Here is a 21,815-nt window from a genome sequence, read left to right as displayed (position 1 = left end):
CCCCTTCACTCCTTCTTCACCAAGTTAAATGTTATTATAACGCGAATTGTTAACTTTTAAAAGAATCTTCTGAATTTTCAATTATGATAAACCAAAAAGAAAAAGCCATCCAAAAGATGACTTTTTCTTTATTATAAAATAGTAATCGCTTGTTTTCCCATTTGCTCCCAAGCTTTCTCAAATTCTGCTCGTGGAACAGCCAAACGTGGATTATTTTTCAGAGGATCATTTACATATACAAAGTTTTGATCATATCCAATTACTACTGCACTATGCTCATAATATGTAATTTTCACTTCGCCTGAACTCGTATTCCATGTTTCAAAACTACTTTCAGCTAGCGGCTTAAACGTCGTATTAATAATGACCCATACCGGGGAGCCAGAACTAATTACTTTATATATATCTTGCATGTCTCTACCTGTTAAATTAATTACTTTTTCAGGAACATATTTTTCTGCTAAATCAAAGATTGGTTTATTGTATACACCATATCCAGGCTTTGCCTTTGTATAAATATTTCCTACAAACCCCTCGTAAGGATTTCCACGCAAACCATTTTGTTCAAATGGAACACGATAAATTTCGCTAGCAAGTTGCATCTTATCTACTTGTACACCTTTATATTGCAGCAACATAGCTAAACTTGTCACTTCACATCCTCGAGGTAATTCTGGTAATTGTTTAATAAACGGAACATCTTCAATCATAGCTGCTTCTTTCATTTCAGATAGAAACTCTAAGCGTAAAACTTGCGCCTTTTGCATGATTTTATCTTTCCCTATAAAAAATGCAGCAGCAAGTATAATACCAAAAACAAAAAGATATTTTAACTTTTTCATTATAAACAAAACTCCATTAATTATTATTTTACAGACACAACTCTTATCATTGTACCCTTCTTCTTACTAGTTTGCTAGAAAGATCATGTGAATTATCGCTCATAGAATTAATTATAAAAATTCTAATTATTTTTAATAAAAAGAAAAATAAATATACATTTCCAGAATATTTTGCTAAAATCAAAATTGTTAACATGGTGAAGATATCACCATGTTAACAAACATTCTTAGAGTATTTAGTCATAGTTCATTTTTTACATACTCCATTCATTTCATAGCAAATAAACCGAGTGTGTGTTGCATCCCCCACTAATGATTAAAAACTCAGAATAAAATGAAGTTCACACATTCAAGAAAATACGAGGTGAGGGGCATATGAATCAACAAATTGAACAAACAAATTTAAAACGAACAATGAAAAGTAGACACCTATTTATGATTGCACTCGGTGGTGTTATCGGAACCGGGCTATTTATGGGATCTGGTCAAATCGTCCATAATGCCGGACCTGGTGGCGCTATTCTTGCATTTTTAGTCGGTGGATTTGTTATGTATTTAACGATGTTATGTCTTGGTGAATTATCTGTTGCTATGCCAGAAGCAGGTTCATTCCAAAGCTATGCAAGCAAATTCATTTCACCTGGTTTTGGATTTGTTGTCGGTTGGATGTATTGGTTAAATTGGGCTGTTACAGTTGGCGTAGAGTTAACAACTGTAAGTATTTTAATGAAACGCTGGTTTCCAGACGTTTCTTCATGGATTTGGTGCGTTACATTTGCAGCAGCGCTCTTCCTCGTAAACGCTTTATCAGCAAAAGCATATGCAGAAGCAGAGTTTTGGTTCGCAAGTGTAAAAGTTGCAACAATCGTTATTTTCATCGTACTTGGTGGCGCTGTTATGTTCGGTTTACTAGACTTTAATGGAAAGCCAGCTCCGATGCTTCATAATTTCACTGAAAATGGCGGGCTATTTCCAAACGGTGCATTAGCTGTTCTTCTTACGATGATTACAGTAAATTACTCCTTCCAAGGAACAGAATTAATCGGAATCGCTTCAGGAGAAAGTGAAAATCCTGAAAAAACAATTCCAAAAGCGATCAAAAATACAATTTGGCGAACTCTCTTCTTCTTCGTCTTAGCGATATCAGTTGTTGTAGGTTTACTCCCATGGCAAGAGGCTAATCTAGTCGAAAGTCCGTTTGTACTTGTTTTTGATGTAGCCGGGGTCCCATATGCAGCAGACATTATGAACTTTGTTATTATTACAGCTGTATTATCCGTTGCTAACTCTGGTCTATACGCAAATTCTCGTATGCTGTGGGCGATGGCAAAACAAGGAATGGCAAGCCCAGCATTTACGAAATTAACTAAAAAAGGTGTACCGCTAAATGCATTAATTTTCAGTCTGATTTTTGCTAGCCTTTCCTTATTAACAAGTGTATTTGCGGCAGATACTGTCTTTCTAGTTTTAACATCTATTGCAGCAATGGCTGCCGTTGTCGTTTGGATGTCAATTGCCGCTTCACAGTTTTTCTTCCGTAGAAATTTCGTGAAAAATGGTGGCGACATAAATGATTTAAAATATCGTACACCGCTCTATCCGCTAGTTCCAATCGTGGCGTTCTTACTCAATTTCATTACATTTGTTAGTTTGGCTTTCATTCCAGATCAAAGAATTGCTCTTTATTGTGGCATTCCATTTATGATTATTTGTTACATTTTATACCAAGTTAAATATAAAAAAATTGTCACACTTGAACAGCCACGAACTATCACACAAAAAATAAACTAAATATACAAAAAATAAACTAAATATACAAAATATTCAGTTATATTTCTTATGATAAGATAGCTTTTTTCTATTTCTTGGATATCCTGGTATAACTTTATTTATCTTAAAATTTTCACAATCACGTTTTTCTCTGGAAAATAGTTTACAATGTAATCAAGTTACAAATGATATTCACCTTAAAAAGTGTGCATTTGTGTCTATTTTTTAACAATATATCAAAAACTATTGCCTTCTATAAATTAATAGGTTTATATTGTTTTATTGGCATAGTTTCAATCCAAGGAGAAAGGAGATTTTCAATCGTGCAACTAAAGAAAGCGTTTTGGAAGTTGGCTTCGCTTCTTCCGTTATCATTACTTCTGTTCCTCGGTGGCTGTGATAAAAAACTCGCAGTATTAAATCCGCAAGGACCTGTTGCAAAAGCACAGTATGATTTAATTGTTTGGTCATTCTTGCTTATGTCATTAATTATCGCAATTGTATTCATTCTGTTTACAGTCATCTTGATTCGTTATCGTGAAAAACCAGAGAATATGGACTATGAGCCACCTGAACAACACGGTAACACATTACTAGAAATTATTTGGACGCTTGTTCCTGTTATTATCGTTATCGCATTATCGATTCCAACAGTAAAAGCAACTTATGCTTCGGAAGAGGTTCCGAAAGAGTCCAAACATATTAAACCAGTTGAAATTTATGTTACATCTGCAAACTGGAAATGGTTATTCAGTTACCCAGAGGAAAAAATTGAAACCGTTAACTATTTAAATATCCCAGCTGGTGTACCAATTCAATTCAAACTGACTTCTGTCGGCCCAATGAATGCTTTCTGGGTACCAGAACTTGGTGGTATGAAGTACACAATGGATGGCATGATTATGGATCTTTATTTACAAGCTGATAAGCCAGGTTCTTACCTAGGCCGTAGTGCGAACTTCTCTGGTGAAGGATTCACACACATGGAGTTCGAAGTTGAAGCAAAAACTAAAGAGAAATATGACAAGTGGGTTAAAGAAGTACAAGAAAAGGCTGATAAGTTAACCGAAGAGAAGTACAACGAAATTATTAAACCTGGTGTAGTTGGACGCATGACGTTCTCTAGTCACCACTTAAGTTATGTAGATCCAAAATCACTTGAATATTGTGATTACAACTACTACAAAAACAAAAAATAATAGCTATTATTCCAACAGATTGGAGTGAACACAGTGAAGCTTGATGAATTCTTTGTCACAGGTGACCCGATTATTTACGGTGCAGACGCTTCTATCGTTCTTGTGACATTAGCAATCATTTTCGTACTAACAAAGTATAAAAAATGGAAATGGCTTTGGGACGAATGGTTGACAACTGTTGACCATAAAAAAATCGGAGCCATGTATATTATTTCTGCGGTTATCATGTTATTCCGTGGTGGTATGGATGGTTTAATGATCCGTGCACAGTTAACATTCCCAGAAACAACTTATTTAAACGCTGAACACTATAACGGAATCTTTACAACGCATGGTACAGTAATGATTCTTTTCATGGCAATGCCATTCGTTATGGGATTAATGAACCTTGTAGTACCATTACAAATTGGTGCTCGTGACGTTGCATATCCGTTCTTAAATGCTTTAAGTTTCTGGTTATTCTTTGTCGGAGCAATGTTATTCAACATCGCTTTCGTAATCGGTGGTTCTCCAGACGCTGGGTGGACTTCTTACTTCCCAATGGCAGGTACAGAGTTTACTTCAGGCGTAGGAAATAACTACTACGCAATTGCATTACAGATTTCAGGTCTCGGTACGCTAATGACCGGTATTAACTTCCTTGTTACTATCTTAAAAATGCGTACACCTGGTATGACTTTAATGAGAATGCCAATGTTTACTTGGTCAATCTTAATTACAACAATTATCATTATTTTCGCTTTCCCAGTATTAACAGTTGCTCTTGCATTAATGACATTTGACCGTCTATTCGATGCTCACTTCTTTACGATGGCGAGCGGCGGTATGCCGATGTTATGGGCCAACCTGTTCTGGGTATGGGGTCACCCTGAAGTATATATCGTTATTTTACCGGCATTCGGTATTTTCTCTGAAATCATTAGTACATTCTCACGTAAGCGTCTATTCGGTTACAGTGCGATGGTATACTCAATGGTTGCAATTTCTTTACTAAGTTTCGTCGTATGGCTTCACCACTTCTTCACGATGGGTGCAGGTCCAGCGGTTAACTCATTCTTCTCGATTTCGACAATGGCGATTTCGATTCCAACCGGGGTTAAGATCTTTAACTGGTTGTTTACACTGTATAAAGGACGTATTCGTTTTACAGTTCCAATGCTTTGGTCATTGGCATTTATTCCAAACTTCGTAGTCGGTGGGGTTACAGGGGTTATGCTTGGAATGGCAGCAGCTGATTATCAATACCATAACAGCTACTTCCTAATTGCTCACTTCCACTACGTATTAATCGCAGGTACAGTATTCGCTATGCTTGCTGGATTCACATTCTGGTATCCAAAAATGACTGGTCATATGTTAAATGAACGCCTAGGTAAATGGACATTCTGGATCTTTATGAGCGGATTTAACATCTGTTTCTTCCCAATGTACTTCTTAGGTTTAGACGGTATGACTCGTCGTATGTACACTTACTCTGAAAGTCTTGGATGGGGATGGCTAAACCAAATCGCATCTGTTGGTGCGGTAATGATGGGTATTGGCTTCCTACTTCTTTGCTACAACGTAATTTGGAGTGCACGTCACGGTGAACGTGACACAACTGGAGATCCATGGGATGGTCGTACACTTGAATGGGCAACTCAATCTCCTGTACAACATTACAACTTCGCAAAGCTTCCTGAAATTAAAGAAGCTGATGCTTTCTGGTACATGAAAAAACGCGGAGAAACAGTTACACCAGCAGCAGAAGATATCAAACCAATTCACATGCCAAGTAACTCTGGTGTGCCTATTATTGCGTCTTTATTCTTCGGTCTTGCAGGTTTCGCATTAGTATTTAGCTGGTTCTGGCTTGCAGCAATCGGTGGTATTGGTATTTTAGCTTGCTTAATCTATCGTTCATTCGATTATGACGATGGTTACTACGTAAGTGTTGATGAAATTAAAGAAACAGAACATATAGCATGAGAGGTGAAATGACATGGCGGCTTTAGATAAAAGCTTACCTTTGGAATATCAATCCGAACAAAGCAGATTGAATATCCTAGGATTCTGGATTTTTCTTGGGGCTGAAATTATGCTGTTCGCAACACTTTTCGCCTCTTATCTAGTCCTTGCTGGTCGTACGGCAGATGGCCCAACTCCAGCGCAACTGTTTGAACTTAAAACGCTTTTAATTCAAACATTACTACTTTTAACAAGTAGTTTCACATGTGGTATCGTAATTCACGAAATGCGTAAGCACAACCAAAAAGCGATGCTTGGATGGTTCGTCCTTACATTACTTTTAGGTGCAGGTTTCCTATTCTTCGAGATTGAAGAGTTCATTATGTATATTGGTGAAGGCGCAACAATTCAAACAAGTGCTTTCCTATCTGCATTCTTCGTTCTTCTTGGAACGCATGGAGCCCACGTAACAGGCGGTATCATTTGGGCAATTTGTGTTATTATCCAAATTTTAAAACGAGGTCTAACACCAGTTACAGCTCGTAAAGTATTCATTATCAGCTTATACTGGCATTTCCTTGACCTTGTTTGGGTCTTCATTTACACACTAGTTTACTTGAACGGGATGGTGGCGTAAATGGCTCAAAACAACAATCAAGCAAATGGGCATGCGCATAGCGGATTCCCTTGGTCACACGTTTTCGGATTTATTTTATCGCTTGCATTAACGTTTCTAGCGTTATACGTGGCACTTTACACAACATTGCCACTTTCAACAGTCTTAACAACTATTATCATCATGGCTGTTGCGCAAGCATTGTTACAATTAATTATGTTCATGCATTTAAAAGAAGGAGAAGGAAGAGTTCAAATTCTTACAATGATATACAGTTTCTTCGTTGCAACTGCAACAGTTGGTTTAACTGTATGGATCTTCTTCTCAATGTAATGTACATGAAAAAGACTGCTGAGATTCCTCAGCAGTCTTTTTTTATCCCCTCCCCTATTACATCCACATTACGGAATTAACAACAGAATCATGAAAAATATACTTATTATGACAAATGTTAAGAAAAGTCTTTCTTTATGAAATCGAATCCATATGCGTTGCTTTTCTACCTATTATATGGCTAAATAGGTACTATATTTATTTGAAGGGAGAGAACGCAATGGAACATCATACTTCTGTTCTATCACTTATGGTTATCGTTGCAATCGCGTTTTTCGTTCCCCTTTTGTTACAACGCTTTAAATTAAAAGCACTTCCTGTTGTCGTTGCAGAAATTATTGCAGGAATCTTTGTAGGTAAAAGTGGGTTTAATATTATTGAGCCAGATATATGGCTTCAAGTTTTATCAACATTAGGATTTATCTTCCTCATGTTCTTAAGCGGTTTAGAAATTGATTTTTCTATCTTTAAACAAAAAGGGAAAAAAAATACGACAAACGAGCCAAATACATTTCAAGCAGCAAGCATTATCTTCTTATTTATTTTCATCTTATCTTATGCCCTATCATTACTATTCGTATGGCTAGGATTCGTAGATAATGCAATGTTCATGACTTTAATTATTTCAACTATTTCTTTAGGTGTTGTTGTACCAACATTAAAAGAGAACAACCTAGGAAAAACTGCAATCGGACAAATCATTTTATTAGTTGCTGTTATTGCAGACTTAGTTACAATGATTTTACTCGCTGTTTTCGTCGGATTAAATTCCGAAAGCGGCCAAAGTATGTGGCTCTTACTTCTTCTATTCGGTGCCGGTATTGTCATTTACTTTATTGCAAAACGCTTTAAAAACATTCCATACTTAGATAGTTTAAAAGCTGGTAGTGTACAAATTGATACACGGGCTGTTTTTGCACTCATTTTAATCTTAGTTGGTTTATCGGAATCTGTTGGAGCAGAAAATATTTTAGGTGCCTTCTTAGCAGGCGTACTTGTATCGTTATTATCACCAAATGAAGATATGGTTGAAAAACTTGATTCCATCGGCTATGGTTTCTTCATCCCTATTTTCTTCGTAATGGTTGGTGTAAATCTAGAGGTATGGTCTATTTTCAAAGAACCTTCTAGCATGCTAATGATCCCAATCTTAATTGTAGGACTCTTTATTTCAAAACTCTTACCATCACTCGTCTTACGAAAATGGTATCCACGTAATATCGTACTTGGAAGTGCAATTTTATTAACATCGACACTTTCTTTAGTTATTGCGGCTGCACAAATTGGTGAAAAACTGGGGATTATCAGTCCAAGTTTATCTGCCTCTCTTATTTTAAGCGCAGTTATTACTTGTATTTTTGCACCTATATTATTTAAAAAAATGTTCCCAAAAGTAGAAACACCAAAACCAAAAGTAGCTATTATTGGCGCGAGCAGAATTACCCTTCCGTTATCACTAGATTTAAAACGAGAAGATTATGACGTAACGCTATATATGATGCGTCAAAACAAAATAAATGATGAAGAAGCGAAATCACATGACTTTCCTATCGTGAAATTAGATGACATCACAATTGCATCATTAACTGAACAAACAGCATTTGATGCAGATCGCGTCGTTGTTGCAACAAGCGATGATGAACAAAACTTATTATTGGCAGAACATGCAAAAGAGCTAGGTGTTGAACATGTTATTGCAAGTGTAGAAGATCCACTTCTACAAGAAAAAGCAACGCAAGAACATATCGCTGTATTCTCAACAATTAACTCTACACGTATTTTATTACGTGCACTTATTGATAAACCTAGTCTCGTTCGCTTAATTACAACAGCAAACGAAACAGTACGCGAAGTTGAACTGCGCAGCAATAAATATAACGGCATTGCGCTTCGCCGCCTCCCGTTTTTAGGTGATGTACTTGTCATTCAAATCTACCGCGGTAATAAAGCATTAATACCACATGGTGATACAAGACTACAACACGGTGATACATTACTTGTAACAGGTTCAAAAGAGCATATCGATACACTAAAAAACATATTAGAGTAAAAAAAATGCCCCCCACATAATTGAGGGGCATTTTTTAATTTTCATATGGTAAAATGTTACTATCACATATTATGAGGATGGATTACATTATGTCTATTGTAACTTTAGCTCTCTTATTATTAGCAGAAGTACTCGTCGCCATTATTCTCATCGGTGTTAGCATTGAAATTTGCAGCTATGGTTGGAAAAAATCAAATGGAGTTAAATACTCATGCCTTTTTCTTTCACTCCTTCTAGGAACCGCTAGTATACTCGGCCTTCTCGCTGCACCTGCATACTTCTTTATACAACTTATAGAAAAAGGTTTATAAGAAAGGATGATAATATGATTACTGTGCAGTATATTGATGCATCCGAGACACACTTATTACGCCAAGCGGTGTTGCGTCCCAATCAGTCCCTAGCAGACTGTAAATACTCTTCTGACTACGAAAAAGACACATTCCACTTAGGTGCCTTTATAAACGATGAGTTAATTAGCATCGCTTCCTTCTCAAAAGAAATATATCCTGATTTGCAAAATGGTATCCATTATAGACTACGAGGAATGGCAACATTACCTAACTTTCGGAACAAAAGAGCTGGAAGCTCCTTAATTCAGACGGCAGAACAAATTTTAAAAGAACGGAAAGCAAACATTCTATGGTGTAATGGCCGTATTACTGTAACTGACTATTACAAGCGATTAGACTTTCAGGAGCATGGTGAAATCTTTGAAATTGAACCGATTGGCCTTCATAAAGTTTTGTATAAAAAGATATAAGAAAAGCTTTCCTCAATACGGGAAAGCTTTTCTTATATTTCAATCTTCACTTTTTATCTTTTTCATATATATGTAGATAAATAAACTAGGAACTAAAAAACAAGCAAACATAATAAGTGCTGTTATACTTATTTCTTTTATCGAGATATCTGGTGTTACAATGATACAAACAGCTAATATCCCAATAATAATACCTACTGGAATTAATAATAATTTCATGAAATAGCTACGTGACACTCCGCCTGTGTGCTCATATACCTCTACAGAATGTTTTAAATTTAAGAAGTTAATAACTACGATCCCGCCAATAAATATCATTAATAAATCCGAAACACTTTCATATCCTGCCTCTTGCAAGACATAGCGGTAAAAGATGATAGCTAGTATGACGATATTTTGTAAGATGAAAGCCAATCTAATATGTTTTAACCCTTCAATCATTAAACGTTCATCTTTCACGATTTTCATCCTATCACTCCTTTTCCTCCCAAAACAACTCATTCAACGTTTTATCTACTGCATAACAAATTTTCAAACATAAATCTAAAGATGGATTGTATTTCCCCTTCTCAATTAAACTAATCGTTTGCCTTGTAACGCCTACTTTTTCTGCTAATTGTTGCTGTGTTAAATCTAACTGAACACGCGCGACTTTTATTTTACTTACAGCCATTCATGTTCCTCCTCCACCTTTATTGTAACATATATATTCCTTTAAGTAATTTATATTTTACAAAACCAATTAAGTTTTCACCTTATTCCAATTAGTGCGGGCTAATACACAGTGGGGATCCTCCCTACTGCCTATAGTCTCACTTTATTATACACAAAAAAGGAGCCTCTCATAAGAAGCTCCCTCTCCTATATCTATATTATAAGAATAAATGACATCCAAATAAAATTGTAAATAAGTATAGTAATGGATGTACTTCCTTTCCTTTACCCTTCACAATTTTCAAAACTGGATATACTAAAAATCCAATTGCGATTCCATTTGCAATACTAGATGTTAACGGAATACCTATAAAAATCAAAAATGCTGGTAACGCATCTTCAAATTCATTCCAATTAATATCTCGAATGCTTTGTGCCATTAAACTACCTACTATAATTAATGAAGGAGCTGTAATAGCGGCCACACTTGATAAAGAAGCAATAACAGGACTGAAAAATGCCGTTATAATTGTTAGACCAACAACTACAATCCCTGTTAATCCAGTTTTCCCACCTGCAGCAATACCTGCTGACGATTCAATCGTCGCTGCTGTTGGGCTTGTTCCAAAGATAGAACCTGTAGTCCCTCCAATTGCATCTGCAATAAACGCTTTACCAAAACGCTTCTCTGTATTGTCTGTAATTAAACCTGCTTGTTTAATTAAACCAAGTAATGCACCTGTTGTATCGAATAAAAGTACAAGTAAAAATGAAAATACAACACCATATAATCCGTATTCAATTACATCTGAAAATGCATTGGTTGGGTTTGAAACGATAATACCCTCTGGCAAATGAGGCATCGCCACAATTTTATCAGCAAACTTCAATTGCCCTGTAAAGAAGGCGATAATTCCTGTCACAATCATACTAATAAATAATGCACCACTCACACGTAATGCCATTAATATCGCCGCTAATATTAAACCAATTAAAGTTAAAATAACAGCTGGAGAATGAAAATCACCAATCGTAACTAAATTAGACGGATGATCTACGATAATTCCAGAAAGGCGCAATCCAATAAAAGCAATAAATAGTCCAATTCCACCTGCAATTGCATGCTTTAAACTATCAGGAATTGCTAAAATTAACTTTTGCCTAAACGAAGTAAAAGATAATAAAAGAAAAATAATCCCCGTTACAAATACAGCTGAAAAGGCAACTACATATGTAATCCCTTCTGCCTTCTGTACAACAGAATAAGCAAAATATGCATTCATTCCCATAGCTGGAGCAATAACAATCGGGTAATTCGCGAAAATTGCCATACCTACTGTTCCAACAACGGTGGCAATAATTGTTGCTGTAAACGCTTGGTCAAATGGTACACCTGCATCAGATAATATTTTTGGATTGATGACAAGAATATACGCAAATGTAAAAAAAGTTGTGATGCCAGCTAAAAACTCTTGCTTCACAGAAGTGTTATATTTTTGTAATTGAAACATGCTTATGTACCCTTCCTACACCTGAATTATTATCACACATTCTTTTCTTACTAGTATGTGAGAAAATATAATACTTAATCTTAACAATCAATAAAAAGAAGAGTCAATATATTCCCTAATAGTTCGAATTTTAAGTTTAAGTCTGACAAGTACAGATGTAGTACAGTTCATTATGATTATTTTTGTAGCATAACAGATAGAAATGTTTTATAATTTGAAATAGTTAAATATTTAGCAAACGCATTCAAATATCGTTCACTCTACAAGGGGGATTCTTCTTATGCAGCACACAAACAAATCTGGAACTTTAAATCGTGGTTTAAAAGAACGACATATTACTTTAATGTCACTTGGCTCAGCTATTGGTGTTGGGCTATTTTTAGGATCCGCTTCCGCTATTAAACTAGCCGGTCCTTCTATTTTACTAGGCTATATGATTGCCGGACTCGTTATTTTTTTCATTATGCGAGCTCTCGGGGAAATGGCAATTGAACAACCTGTTGCCGGTTCTTTTAGTAAATATGCATATGATTATATCAGCCCACTCGCTGGTTATATTACTGGTTGGAATTACTGGTTCTTATGGGTTGTTACTTGTATGGCTGAAATTACAGCAGCTGGTATTTACATGCAGTACTGGTTCCCAGATATCCCGCGCTGGACTTGGGCATTACTTGCTCTATTGTTAATGAGCGCTTTTAACTTCTTATCGGTAAAAGTATTTGGAGAACTTGAGTTTTGGTTTGCTCTCATTAAAATTGTCACAATTATCTGTATGATAGTAGTCGGAGCTGGTATTATTTTATTCGGATTCGGAAACGGTGGTATCGCTACTGGTATTTCAAACCTTTGGTCACATGGTGGCTGGTTCCCAAATGGTTTTTCTGGGTTACTACTCTCCATGCAGATGGTACTATTCGCTTATTTAGGCGTTGAATTAATCGGTGTTACAGCTGGTGAAGCTCAAAATCCGAAGAAAACACTCGCAAAAGCAATTGATAACGTGTTTTGGAGAATATTACTGTTCTACGTAGGAGCTCTATTCGTTATGATGGCAATTTATCCATGGAACGAACTTGGTGAGAAAGGAAGCCCATTCGTATTAACATTCCAGCAAATTGGTATCGCAAAAGCAGCAGGTATTATTAATTTTGTCGTATTAACAGCAGCTCTTTCTTCTTGTAACGGTGGTTTATTTAGTACAGGCCGTATGCTATTTACATTAGCTCAGCAGAAAAAAGCTCCTGAAAGATTTGGTCGTTTAAATAAAAACGGCATTCCAAGCCAAGGAATTGTAGCAACTGCTATCGTTTTACTCATTGGTGTTATATTAAACTATCTCGTACCTGCAAAGGTATTTACATGGCTTACTAGCATTTCAACTTTCGGCGCAATTTGGACTTGGGGAATTATATTAGTTGCTCAAATTAAATTCCGTAAAAGCTTACCTACTCAAAATAAACAAAAGTTATCATATAAAATGCCTTTATACCCATTAAGCTCATATTTCTCACTCGTTTTCCTTGTATTAGTACTAGGTATAATGGCGTATTCAGAAGATACACGAATTGCATTGATTGTCGGCCCAATTTGGCTTATCGGCTTAGCAATCGTATATTACATGAAAGGGTTTCATAAGATTGATGAAACACCTAACTCAAAAATTAGTTAAGCAAAACACCCCTTCCTTATTACTTGGAAGGGGTGTTTTTATATCTATATAAATATTTCTCAACAAAATTCACGGTATTTTTACAATCTTTTAATATTTTTTATGTTTTCCGTCTTTATTTTTACAGAAAAATAAATTACATTATTAAAGCACATATATTTATTATTAGGGGGATTCTTCTATGAAGAATAAAAAATGGATTACATTTTCTTTAGCAACAGCAATTACACTAAGTATAGGGACCTCGTTCATACCGTCTACTTATGCCGAAAGCTCTGTAGACCCAGCTCCTGAAATTGCTGCAAAAGTTGTAAATCAAAACAATGGGAAGAAAGTATTATTCGATAATACACACGGTCAAACTGCTGGGACAGCTGACTGGGTTATTGACGGCGGCTTTTCTGACTTCGGAAACGGCATTGCAAAAAACGGATATCACGTAAAAGAACTTCGTAAATCAACACCTATTACGTACGAAGACTTAAATGGTTACAATGTATTTATCGTTCCAGAAGCTAATATTCCTTACAAAAAATCTGAGCAGGACGCTATGTTACAATATGTAAAAAATGGTGGTAGTATCTTCTTTATTGCCGATCATTACAATGCGGATCGTAATAAAAATCGCTGGGACTCTTCTGAAGTATTTAATGGATATAGACGCGGTGCTTGGGATAATCCAGCAAAAGGAATGTCTAATGAAGAAGCAAATTCACAAGCTATGCAAGGAGTAGAAAGCTCTGATTGGCTATCTGACAACTTCGGTATTCGCTTCCGCTACAATGCACTTGGTGATGTTTCAGCGAAAACAATTGTATCGCCTGAACAATCTTTCGGAATTACAAAAGGTGTTTCTTCTGTAGCAATGCATGCTGGTTCTACTCTAGCAATTACAAACCCAAAACTAGCAAAAGGACTTGTTTACCTTCCAGAAAATCCATCAAAATGGAATAACGCTGTTGATAGTGGCGTTTATAATGGCGGTGGTATTGCAGAAGGCCCATATGCTGCAATTGCAAAAATAGGACTTGGAAAAGCTGCCTTTATTGGTGACTCTTCTCCTGTTGAAGATGCAACGCCAAAGTACGTTCGTGAAGATTCTGGCCAAACAAAGAAAACTTACGATGGTTATAAAGAAGAAAACGATGCGATTTTATTAGAAAACATCGTAAATTGGTTATCGAATAAAGAGACATTTACAAGTTTAGATCAAGTAAATGGTTTACAACTTGATTCACCTACAGCTCTACAAACATTTGAACAGCCAAGCTTATCAACAGAACCACAACCTGAACCTTGGAGTGCACCAAATGCAGGTTATCAATGGTTTAATACAAATACTTTTAAACCAGGTTCATACGGTTATAACGGTGCGGTAACAACAAGCGACTACGTCGTTACACACCCTAGCATTCTACCAAACAATGAAATTTTCCAAATGAAGATTCAAGTAAACAACTTACTACCTAATACAACTTATAACAACTATTCTTTAGGTATATTCACTACTGGTGGAACACAAGTAGCAAAAGTTCAAAATACAAACGGCACTTGGCCATCTGCTTTCGGATATAGTAGTGCATTCTCTTTCACAACAAACAGCTTAGGCTCTGCTGAAAAAGTTGTAAATGTACAGATTGATTCAAATACAACTGGACAAGCAACGCTTCGTCTACGTCAAAATACAACAGCGAAATATAATGAAACTGTAACGATTAATAAAAAATAATGAAAAAGGCAATCCATACATGGATTGCCTTCTTTTCACTTCTCTTCTTTTGAGAAAAACATTCTTGAAATAACGATACCTATACTACCGACGATTAGGAATAACACTGCCCTAATCATCATCGAAACCTCCGGTAAGTCAAGTAGGAATAACTTCCCTACCGTTACTACTAATACGATTAATCCAGCATATAATATTTCATTCATCTGTCTATAACGGCCAAACCAAACTGCAAATAACGCATATATCATCCATAATAACGATACAGATACGCTAATTATACTTCCATCTGTAGAAAGAACTTCACCAATTCTAGTAATTGTAATAAATACAATGACCATTAACCAGTAGAGCGCTATAGAGTACACATACTTACCAAAACTCGCTAACACTTCTTTCGCTTGTCTCATGCAATAATAGAATGTTCCTATTAAAATAATATGAGCAACAAAGCCTGCCGAAATAAATTGATCAAACGGACTAAAAATCGTTTGTATCATTCCAATCGCGTAAATCGTTGCACTAACATACAATTTTATCTGTTGTTTTCCTTTAATAGAAGTAACCATTCCAAGGAAACCTTGTAATAATAGTACGATCGCTGCATTTACTAAACTATACTCGTATAAAATCGCTAAACTAAATGCTCCCATTGTGAAACCAAATAAGAGATTTGTAAATGTAGAATGTCTATTCTTCCTATACTCAAGCACAAACATAGCAGCGTGCACAATTGCACTAATAATTAATCCCCATGTTGTAAAATCAGGTATTTTTGAAATAGCTAGTATAAAGAACACTGCATTCGCACTAAATATCGCCAAACGCGGTTCTGGTATAAAACTTCTCTCCGTAAACATATGCCAAAATAATAGTAAATGAATCAAACCATATACAATCGTTAACTGTATTTGCAAGTTCTCTACTAATATTGACATAACAGCAAAGAAGACAAAAAGAACAATGGCCGCAACAGCGTAAGAAATCATATATAAATATTTATAACGATTTTTCAATCCATACCATAATAAACTAAGTGTTAACACTGTCTCATATCCAAAGAAAATATAAGGATTAGGAGTCGTACTATTTAACAAGAATGGCACGAAGAACGCTCCTACCGCTACGAAGATAGTAAGGTATTCCGAGTTATATCTTTTCGCTAAATAAATCCCTAAAATAACCCATGTAATATTAAAGAGAAACGCGATACTTGCCGGAATAAATGCATACAAATAATGTGCCGCAAACGTCGTTAAAACAATCCCCGAAATACTTCCTCCAACCAATACTAATCCTAACGCCTGCCGCTCTCTTTTAATTTGAATATCTCCTATATAATACAAACCGATAGATAATGCGATACCAAACACAATTCGTATTGCTGGTGTTAATAAACCAGCATCTACCCCTGCTTTAAATAACCAGATCACTCCAAGCAACATAATACCGACAAATACACGCGGTAACCACGTTTGACAAAACTTAATAATATTAAATGGCTCTGGTTTAAAAGCAGATATATCTACTTGTTTTACCTCACATTCTTGCAAAGGCTCTTTTATCTTAACTATTTCTTCTTTTGGCTTTTCCTCCATTACCGTTTCAATATATTCTTTCTTATCCTTACTAACATGTTGCTGAGCGTTTTCTACTTCTATTTCCCTTTGCTTCACCTTTAATTCAGCAAGTGCTTCTTGAATCGTTTCAATTGCCGTTTCGAGTGCTTCTATTTTCTTATCCAAATCCTTCTTCATATGCTACCCCCTTATTCGTAACTCTCATTAAACCTATATATTACCAATTACCTTTATCATACTCTTAGTCTATTCATTTTCAATAGTATTTTTCCAAAAAAAGAAAGGTGTCTTCCCAAAATAGGAAAACACCTTTTTACTCATTTATTCTTATTTAAAGCAATGCTAACGATGAAACCAAGACACATGCCTACAATAGCTGGAACAATCCATCCAACACCTTCTGTATAAAACGGAATGTATTTTAATACTGACGTCCACTGATTCATCATTACATTTTTATTTAAAATATCAATTGCACTAAATATTGCTACAATCCAAACAGTTACTGTATATACGTATGCATACTTCCCAATATACTTATGGAATAACCCTAGAATAATAAGCGTTAATGCAATTGGATAAATAAATCCAAGAATTGGTACTGATACTTTTAAAATTTGCGTTAATCCTAAATTAGCTAAGATCATACTAACAACGCTTACTATAAATGCCCACACTTTATAAGATACTTTCGGAAATGCACTCGAAAAAAATTGACTACAAGACGTAACAAGTCCAATTGAAACACATAAACATGAGATAGTAAAAATAAGACCTAATAAAACGACTCCGCCAGGTCCAAATAATGTAGTCATAACTTGTGCTAACACTTTGGCACCGTTATCAAATGTTCCTAATGAGCCACTAATTGCCCCCACATATCCAAGGATGACATAAATAATCGATAATAATAGTCCTGCCCCGATTCCAGCAATACTCATATATTTCGCTAAACCTTTATCATCTTCAATACCCTTTGCACGTAATGCATTTGCAATAACAATTCCAAAGATTAAAGCAGCTAACGCATCCATTGTTAAATATCCATCTAAAAACCCTTGAAACATAGGAGCTTGGCCATAGTTCCCTATTGGTTCTTTCATATCTCCTACTGTTGTAAACATACTCTTTATAAAAATAAGTGCAATCATACATAATAATAACGGCGTCAAGACTTTTCCAAACAACCCCATTAGTTTAGATGGTGATAAACTTAACCAGTAAACAATACTAAAGAAAATAACTGTGTAAAACAATAATACTCCGCTTCCTGCTTCAGGGAATAACTGACCTGGCCCCATTTCAAAGGCTAAACTTCCCGCACGTGGTATACCAAGCCCAGGTCCAATAAATACATACACGATACATGGAAAAATAATTGCAAATGAAGAATGAACTCTACCCGCTAACGTTTGAAAACTTCCTGCTTTTGCAATAGAAATAACACCTAATATAGGAAGACCTGTTGCTGATATAATAAATCCTACTAACGAAATCCACACATGTTCTCCTGCTTCATATCCAAGAAAAGGTGGGAATATAAGATTCCCTGCTCCAAAGAACATCGAGAATAACATAAGACTAATAAGTAAAATTTCTTTTTTCTGTAACAATTTCATTTCTTTCTCCTTCTTTAATTTCATCTTTTATGAAATCAATTCCACATATAAAAAAAGTACAATAACCCGCTTCCTTACAAAGAAAACATAGTCCATAGTCTATCACAAAAGAAACACCCCTTCTATAGCTATTCCCTTTTTCCAATCTCTTCTGAAAAATCAACCTTTATTGACTTATAATAGTTAATAAAGTAAAATATTAAATGTACAAAATTATTAACTTTGTTTTTGTTTGTGTCAGGAGGAAAATAACATGGAATCAGCGATACAACTAGAAAGAGAACAACAAAGAAAAAAGAAACATCCTCCAGGTTTATACTTACTCTTCTTTACAGAAATGTGGGAAAGATTTAGTTACTATGGATTACGAGGATTATTAACATTATATTTAACGACAGCTTTAGTAAGCGGTGGTCTTGGGTTTAGTCCCGCATGGGCACTCTCTATTTACGGATTTTATACTGGAGCCTGTTATTTCACACCAATGATTGGTGGATACTTAACAGACCGTTTTCTAGGTAGACGAAAAGCAATCACAATTGGTGGTATAACAATGGCAATCGGTAACCTTACACTATTTGCCTTGCAAAACCAATTAGGCCTATACCTCGGATTAGCGCTTATTATTATCGGTAACGGATTCTTCAAACCGAACATCTCTACACTGGTTGGAGAATTATACGAAGAGAACGATCCAAAACGTGATAGTGCATTTACCATTTTCTATATGGGTATTAACGTCGGGTCATTTTTAGCTCCACTCGTTTGCGGGTTTTTATCAGAAAATTTATTCAAAACAACAGTTGATGGCGTTGTACATTACGGATTCCGTTACGGTTTCTTAGCCGCTTCAATCGGAATGATTATTGGACAAATTTTATTTACAACATTATCAAATCGCTTCCTTGGTGATATCGGTAAAAAACCAACTCGCGATTTACAAACAACAGATGGACAACCATCAGTAGGAGATACACCGTTAACAAAAAAAGAAAAACAACGTACCGCAGTTATCGTCATTTTAACATGCTTCGTTGTCTTCTTCTGGGCTGGCTTTGAACAAGCTGGTAGCTCGTTAACATTATATACAAACAAATTTGTAGACCGCTCTGTGTTCGGATGGGAAGTTCCAACATCTTGGTTCCAATCGGTCAATCCATTATTTATTATTTTACTTGCTCCAGTCATTTCTGCATTATGGGCAAAACTTGCAACTCGCAAGCGCGGTGATTTAAAAATCCCAACTAAAATGGGACTTGGTATGATCTTGCTTGGTATCGGTTATATCATTCTCGTTATCGCTACATTAAAAACAGGTAGTGATGAACATAACATTACAGAAAAAGCAAACTTACTATTTATCGTCTTTACGTATCTTTTCCATACGTTAGGTGAGCTATTCTTATCACCTGTCGGACTATCAATGGTTAGTGCGCTTGCTCCGGTAAAATTAGCATCTTTACTAATGGGTGTATGGCTAGCAAGTTCAGGTATCGCCAACATTTTAGGCGGACAACTTGCAAGCTTCACAACCTCACTTGGATACGCTGAAGTATTCACGGTTATTGGCGCTGTGGCAATTGTATTAGGTTGTGTTTTATTATTAATTTCTAAGAAATTAGTGAAATGGATGGATTAAAAAAGATGAGGAATTTCTCCTCATCTTTTTTTATGCCGTTTTACCTTTTTCTATTGCTTGTTCGTACAGCTCTTTATGTTCTTTATATTCACTTGGTACGAAACTCTTATAGAAGAATGAGAACCAGCTGTCTCCCTTTTTATACCCTTCTTCTCGAATTTCTGCTGCTTTTTTATTCAATTTAAACCCTTCAGTAAACCATTTCTTTAACAATTCATTTCTTTCATACTTAGCAGGAACTTTTAAATTATAGTTTTCAAATGCATACTTATAGCCAGCCTTTTCTACTGCCTTTTTTGTAGACTTATAGCCTTTTTCATACGCTGTTTCATATGCCTTCACGTATACTTCTTTCTCTCTATTTCCAGGATTCTTTTCAGCTAGTTCTTTCCCTGTCTTTTCTCCTAATTCAGCTTGTTCTTTTTCAATTTTTTCTGTTCTTTCTTTATTCCCTACTTTGAACCCGTCTACAAAGTTTACCTTAAACTCTGGAGCAACTTGACTATCGTCCATCGTCTCTTGTGCTAAACCTTGTTCTTTTCCTTTTTCAAAATGCGTTTTCTTCTGCTCTTCTAAAGACCATGCGGCTGCATAAGTCGCTTTAAACGCTTGTTTATATGCATCAGATTTTCCAGCTACATGCACTTCTGCATCATTTTTTCCTGCTTTAAAATCAGTTTCTCCATTCTTTTGACCTTCAAGTTGACCTTTTTCCATATCAGCTTGGCGCTGCGCTTCCTCTTGCTTACGTGCCTCTTCAGCTTTTCTTTGTTCTTCGGCTACACGTTGTCTCTCTTCTTCAGCTTTACGCTGTGCTTCTGCTTGTCTCTCAGCTTCTACAGCACTATTATTATTCTGGCTAGGAGCTGGGCTCGTTGCACCACTACTAGAAGCTGGTTTATTGTGATAATGATATTCCCCGTACTGTAATCCCCATTTCTCACAATTTGTACGACACGTATGTCCGCCATTAGCATCTGTACGCCCTGGATGCGCATAAGCTGAAATTGGAGCTACCAATAACGCTATACTCGTTGTTAAAAGAAGTTTCTTCACCTGTTGTCTCACTCTTGTTCCTCCCAAAATATAGAATTATAACTTTATTATACATAAATAGAAGAATACTTAAATACAAACCAAAACATTCTATTTTTTCTCAACATTAGTAAAAAAGAAGGTGAACTCTTTAAAGAGTTCACCTTCTTTTTTACTTCTTCGCCTTCGTTCCTACTAAATCACCAGCAACAACATAACGCTTAGAATTATCCTTTACAGATACACATGTAATAAGCGTTATCTCATCTTTCCCATGATCCTCCACAACTTCCCACTTATCAGGAGTTACTTCAGATACACCAGTAACCGCATACTCATATTCATTTTCATTGTCATACAAATAAATTTTATCGCCTTTTTTCAAAGAAGCTATATCACTAAATAAAACACCTTTTTTAGACATGTTATGTCCTGCTAGTGCGTAATTTCCTTTTCCCATAACTTGATTTTCTTTTACTGTCGCTGCACCTGTTAATAAGTTTTTTTCAGTAGAAGCTTTCAAAACAGGCAGTTCTACTGAAACACTTGGAATCGAAATACGACCAATTACTTGTTTCTTATCTAATGATGCATTCGCTACTTCCGCCAAGTCTGGTTGATTAATTTTGGAAGCATCTACAAATTCCGTCTCATGCTTTTCATAATCCATCTTTTGAACAGCCTGCACATTTTCAGTCTGTTTCTTTTCAGCCTGATATCCATCATAAAATGGCTTTCCAATTAACACCCCACCTACAACAAATAGCAGGATTGCTACTATACTATAAATTCTTTGCTTATTCATATACAATTCCTTTCCCTTACAAAATCTTACTCTATATAAAATGATAAAATA

19 protein-coding genes are annotated in these 21,815 nt (G+C 35.8%); 11 read left to right on the top strand and 8 right to left on the bottom strand.

All coding sequences use genetic code 11. From position 1 onward, the window contains the following. Positions 1–131: 131 nt before the first annotated feature. Entirely contained in the window at positions 132–842 is a 711-nt protein-coding gene (locus ACLBXA_RS23225) for a C39 family peptidase (protein WP_000734492.1), read from the bottom strand. Between the two features lie 375 nt (positions 843–1,217). Between ACLBXA_RS23225 and ACLBXA_RS23220 the strand changes: the two genes are divergently transcribed. The 8 genes from ACLBXA_RS23220 (at position 1,218) to ACLBXA_RS23185 (ending at position 9,520) form a co-directional block, all read left to right on the top strand. Continuing rightward, the gene (locus tag ACLBXA_RS23220; RefSeq protein ID WP_001075767.1) at positions 1,218–2,633 is read left to right on the top strand and encodes an amino acid permease; all 1,416 of its coding nucleotides are present in this window, start codon (positions 1,218–1,220) and stop codon (positions 2,631–2,633) included. 302 nt (positions 2,634–2,935) lie between these two features. Further along, positions 2,936–3,811 carry a cytochrome aa3 quinol oxidase subunit II gene (locus ACLBXA_RS23215; RefSeq protein ID WP_001176164.1) on the top strand — a complete coding sequence of 292 codons (876 nt, stop codon included), beginning with the start codon at positions 2,936–2,938 and terminating at the stop codon, positions 3,809–3,811. 33 nt (positions 3,812–3,844) lie between these two features. Continuing rightward, positions 3,845–5,779 carry a cytochrome aa3 quinol oxidase subunit I gene (gene qoxB / locus ACLBXA_RS23210; RefSeq protein WP_000762373.1) on the top strand — a complete coding sequence of 645 codons (1,935 nt, stop codon included), beginning with the start codon at positions 3,845–3,847 and terminating at the stop codon, positions 5,777–5,779. Between the two features lie 13 nt (positions 5,780–5,792). After that, positions 5,793–6,395: a cytochrome aa3 quinol oxidase subunit III gene (qoxC, locus tag ACLBXA_RS23205; RefSeq protein WP_000729316.1), complete on the top strand. Its 603-nt coding sequence runs from the start codon at positions 5,793–5,795 to the stop codon at positions 6,393–6,395. Next, positions 6,396–6,707 (top strand): cytochrome aa3 quinol oxidase subunit IV, encoded by a 312-nt coding sequence (qoxD, locus tag ACLBXA_RS23200; protein ID WP_000068425.1) that lies wholly within the window; start codon positions 6,396–6,398, stop codon positions 6,705–6,707. Between the two features lie 220 nt (positions 6,708–6,927). Further along, the gene (locus tag ACLBXA_RS23195) at positions 6,928–8,757 is read left to right on the top strand and encodes a monovalent cation:proton antiporter family protein (RefSeq protein WP_000399955.1); all 1,830 of its coding nucleotides are present in this window, start codon (positions 6,928–6,930) and stop codon (positions 8,755–8,757) included. Positions 8,758–8,810: 53 nt separating this feature from the next. Then, entirely contained in the window at positions 8,811–9,068 is a 258-nt protein-coding gene (locus ACLBXA_RS23190; RefSeq protein WP_003260542.1) for a DUF4022 family protein, read from the top strand. A gap of 14 nt (positions 9,069–9,082) precedes the next feature. Further along, positions 9,083–9,520 carry a GNAT family N-acetyltransferase gene (locus ACLBXA_RS23185; RefSeq protein WP_000633849.1) on the top strand — a complete coding sequence of 146 codons (438 nt, stop codon included), beginning with the start codon at positions 9,083–9,085 and terminating at the stop codon, positions 9,518–9,520. Between the two features lie 39 nt (positions 9,521–9,559). Here the strand turns inward: ACLBXA_RS23185 and ACLBXA_RS23180 are convergent, their stop codons facing one another. The 3 genes from ACLBXA_RS23180 to ACLBXA_RS23170 form a co-directional block, all read right to left on the bottom strand. After that, the gene (locus ACLBXA_RS23180) at positions 9,560–9,988 is read right to left on the bottom strand and encodes a hypothetical protein (RefSeq protein ID WP_000706625.1); all 429 of its coding nucleotides are present in this window, start codon (positions 9,986–9,988) and stop codon (positions 9,560–9,562) included. 4 nt (positions 9,989–9,992) lie between these two features. After that, positions 9,993–10,193 (bottom strand): helix-turn-helix transcriptional regulator, encoded by a 201-nt coding sequence (locus ACLBXA_RS23175; RefSeq protein ID WP_000301184.1) that lies wholly within the window; start codon positions 10,191–10,193, stop codon positions 9,993–9,995. 199 nt (positions 10,194–10,392) lie between these two features. Next, entirely contained in the window at positions 10,393–11,685 is a 1,293-nt protein-coding gene (locus ACLBXA_RS23170) for an NCS2 family permease (RefSeq protein ID WP_447617547.1), read from the bottom strand. 280 nt (positions 11,686–11,965) lie between these two features. Here ACLBXA_RS23170 and ACLBXA_RS23165 point away from each other — a divergent pair, with 280 nt between their 5' ends. Both ACLBXA_RS23165 and ACLBXA_RS23160 read left to right on the top strand, forming a co-directional pair. Next, positions 11,966–13,357: an amino acid permease gene (locus ACLBXA_RS23165; RefSeq protein WP_001164901.1), complete on the top strand. Its 1,392-nt coding sequence runs from the start codon at positions 11,966–11,968 to the stop codon at positions 13,355–13,357. Positions 13,358–13,538: 181 nt separating this feature from the next. After that, a complete protein-coding gene (locus ACLBXA_RS23160; RefSeq protein ID WP_000791516.1) occupies positions 13,539–15,086 on the top strand; it encodes a DNA-binding protein in 1,548 nt (515 codons plus the stop codon). 35 nt (positions 15,087–15,121) lie between these two features. Here the strand turns inward: ACLBXA_RS23160 and ACLBXA_RS23155 are convergent, their stop codons facing one another. After that, the gene (locus ACLBXA_RS23155) at positions 15,122–16,843 is read right to left on the bottom strand and encodes a DUF2339 domain-containing protein (protein WP_000710904.1); all 1,722 of its coding nucleotides are present in this window, start codon (positions 16,841–16,843) and stop codon (positions 15,122–15,124) included. Positions 16,844–16,983: 140 nt separating this feature from the next. Beyond that, positions 16,984–18,285, bottom strand: coding sequence for a branched-chain amino acid transport system II carrier protein BrnQ1 (brnQ1, locus tag ACLBXA_RS23150; RefSeq protein WP_081143481.1), 1,302 nt, complete (start codon positions 18,283–18,285; stop codon positions 16,984–16,986). A gap of 253 nt (positions 18,286–18,538) precedes the next feature. Here brnQ1 and ACLBXA_RS23145 point away from each other — a divergent pair, with 253 nt between their 5' ends. Beyond that, complete coding sequence (locus ACLBXA_RS23145) at positions 18,539–19,924, top strand: peptide MFS transporter (protein WP_000443141.1); 1,386 nt, start codon at positions 18,539–18,541, stop codon at positions 19,922–19,924. A gap of 30 nt (positions 19,925–19,954) precedes the next feature. Here the strand turns inward: ACLBXA_RS23145 and ACLBXA_RS23140 are convergent, their stop codons facing one another. Together ACLBXA_RS23140 and ACLBXA_RS23135 are read right to left on the bottom strand one after the other, a co-directional pair. Beyond that, complete coding sequence (locus tag ACLBXA_RS23140) at positions 19,955–20,992, bottom strand: YHYH domain-containing protein (RefSeq protein ID WP_001249807.1); 1,038 nt, start codon at positions 20,990–20,992, stop codon at positions 19,955–19,957. Between the two features lie 139 nt (positions 20,993–21,131). Beyond that, positions 21,132–21,764, bottom strand: coding sequence for a class A sortase (locus ACLBXA_RS23135; RefSeq protein WP_001041729.1), 633 nt, complete (start codon positions 21,762–21,764; stop codon positions 21,132–21,134). Positions 21,765–21,815 lie beyond the last annotated feature (51 nt).

It is taken from the genome of Bacillus sp. D48C (genome assembly GCF_053345735.1).
The sequence above is the reverse complement of the archived record's forward strand: the minus strand, read 5'-3'. Positions and strand labels throughout refer to the sequence as shown.

Coding starts and splice junctions, on each gene's coding strand:
- ACLBXA_RS23190 (WP_003260542.1), top strand. CDS start 8,811: ATGTTACTATCACATATTATGAGGATGGATTACATTATGTCTATTGTA.
- ACLBXA_RS23225 (WP_000734492.1), bottom strand. CDS start 842: ATGAAAAAGTTAAAATATCTTTTTGTTTTTGGTATTATACTTGCTGCT.
- ACLBXA_RS23180 (WP_000706625.1), bottom strand. CDS start 9,988: ATGAAAATCGTGAAAGATGAACGTTTAATGATTGAAGGGTTAAAACAT.
- ACLBXA_RS23165 (WP_001164901.1), top strand. CDS start 11,966: ATGCAGCACACAAACAAATCTGGAACTTTAAATCGTGGTTTAAAAGAA.
- ACLBXA_RS23145 (WP_000443141.1), top strand. CDS start 18,539: ATGGAATCAGCGATACAACTAGAAAGAGAACAACAAAGAAAAAAGAAA.
- ACLBXA_RS23195 (WP_000399955.1), top strand. CDS start 6,928: ATGGAACATCATACTTCTGTTCTATCACTTATGGTTATCGTTGCAATC.
- qoxC (WP_000729316.1), top strand. CDS start 5,793: ATGGCGGCTTTAGATAAAAGCTTACCTTTGGAATATCAATCCGAACAA.
- qoxD (WP_000068425.1), top strand. CDS start 6,396: ATGGCTCAAAACAACAATCAAGCAAATGGGCATGCGCATAGCGGATTC.
- brnQ1 (WP_081143481.1), bottom strand. CDS start 18,285: ATGAAATTGTTACAGAAAAAAGAAATTTTACTTATTAGTCTTATGTTA.
- ACLBXA_RS23135 (WP_001041729.1), bottom strand. CDS start 21,764: ATGAATAAGCAAAGAATTTATAGTATAGTAGCAATCCTGCTATTTGTT.
- ACLBXA_RS23185 (WP_000633849.1), top strand. CDS start 9,083: ATGATTACTGTGCAGTATATTGATGCATCCGAGACACACTTATTACGC.
- ACLBXA_RS23155 (WP_000710904.1), bottom strand. CDS start 16,843: ATGAAGAAGGATTTGGATAAGAAAATAGAAGCACTCGAAACGGCAATT.
- ACLBXA_RS23160 (WP_000791516.1), top strand. CDS start 13,539: ATGAAGAATAAAAAATGGATTACATTTTCTTTAGCAACAGCAATTACA.
- ACLBXA_RS23170 (WP_447617547.1), bottom strand. CDS start 11,685: ATGTTTCAATTACAAAAATATAACACTTCTGTGAAGCAAGAGTTTTTA.
- ACLBXA_RS23175 (WP_000301184.1), bottom strand. CDS start 10,193: ATGGCTGTAAGTAAAATAAAAGTCGCGCGTGTTCAGTTAGATTTAACA.
- ACLBXA_RS23220 (WP_001075767.1), top strand. CDS start 1,218: ATGAATCAACAAATTGAACAAACAAATTTAAAACGAACAATGAAAAGT.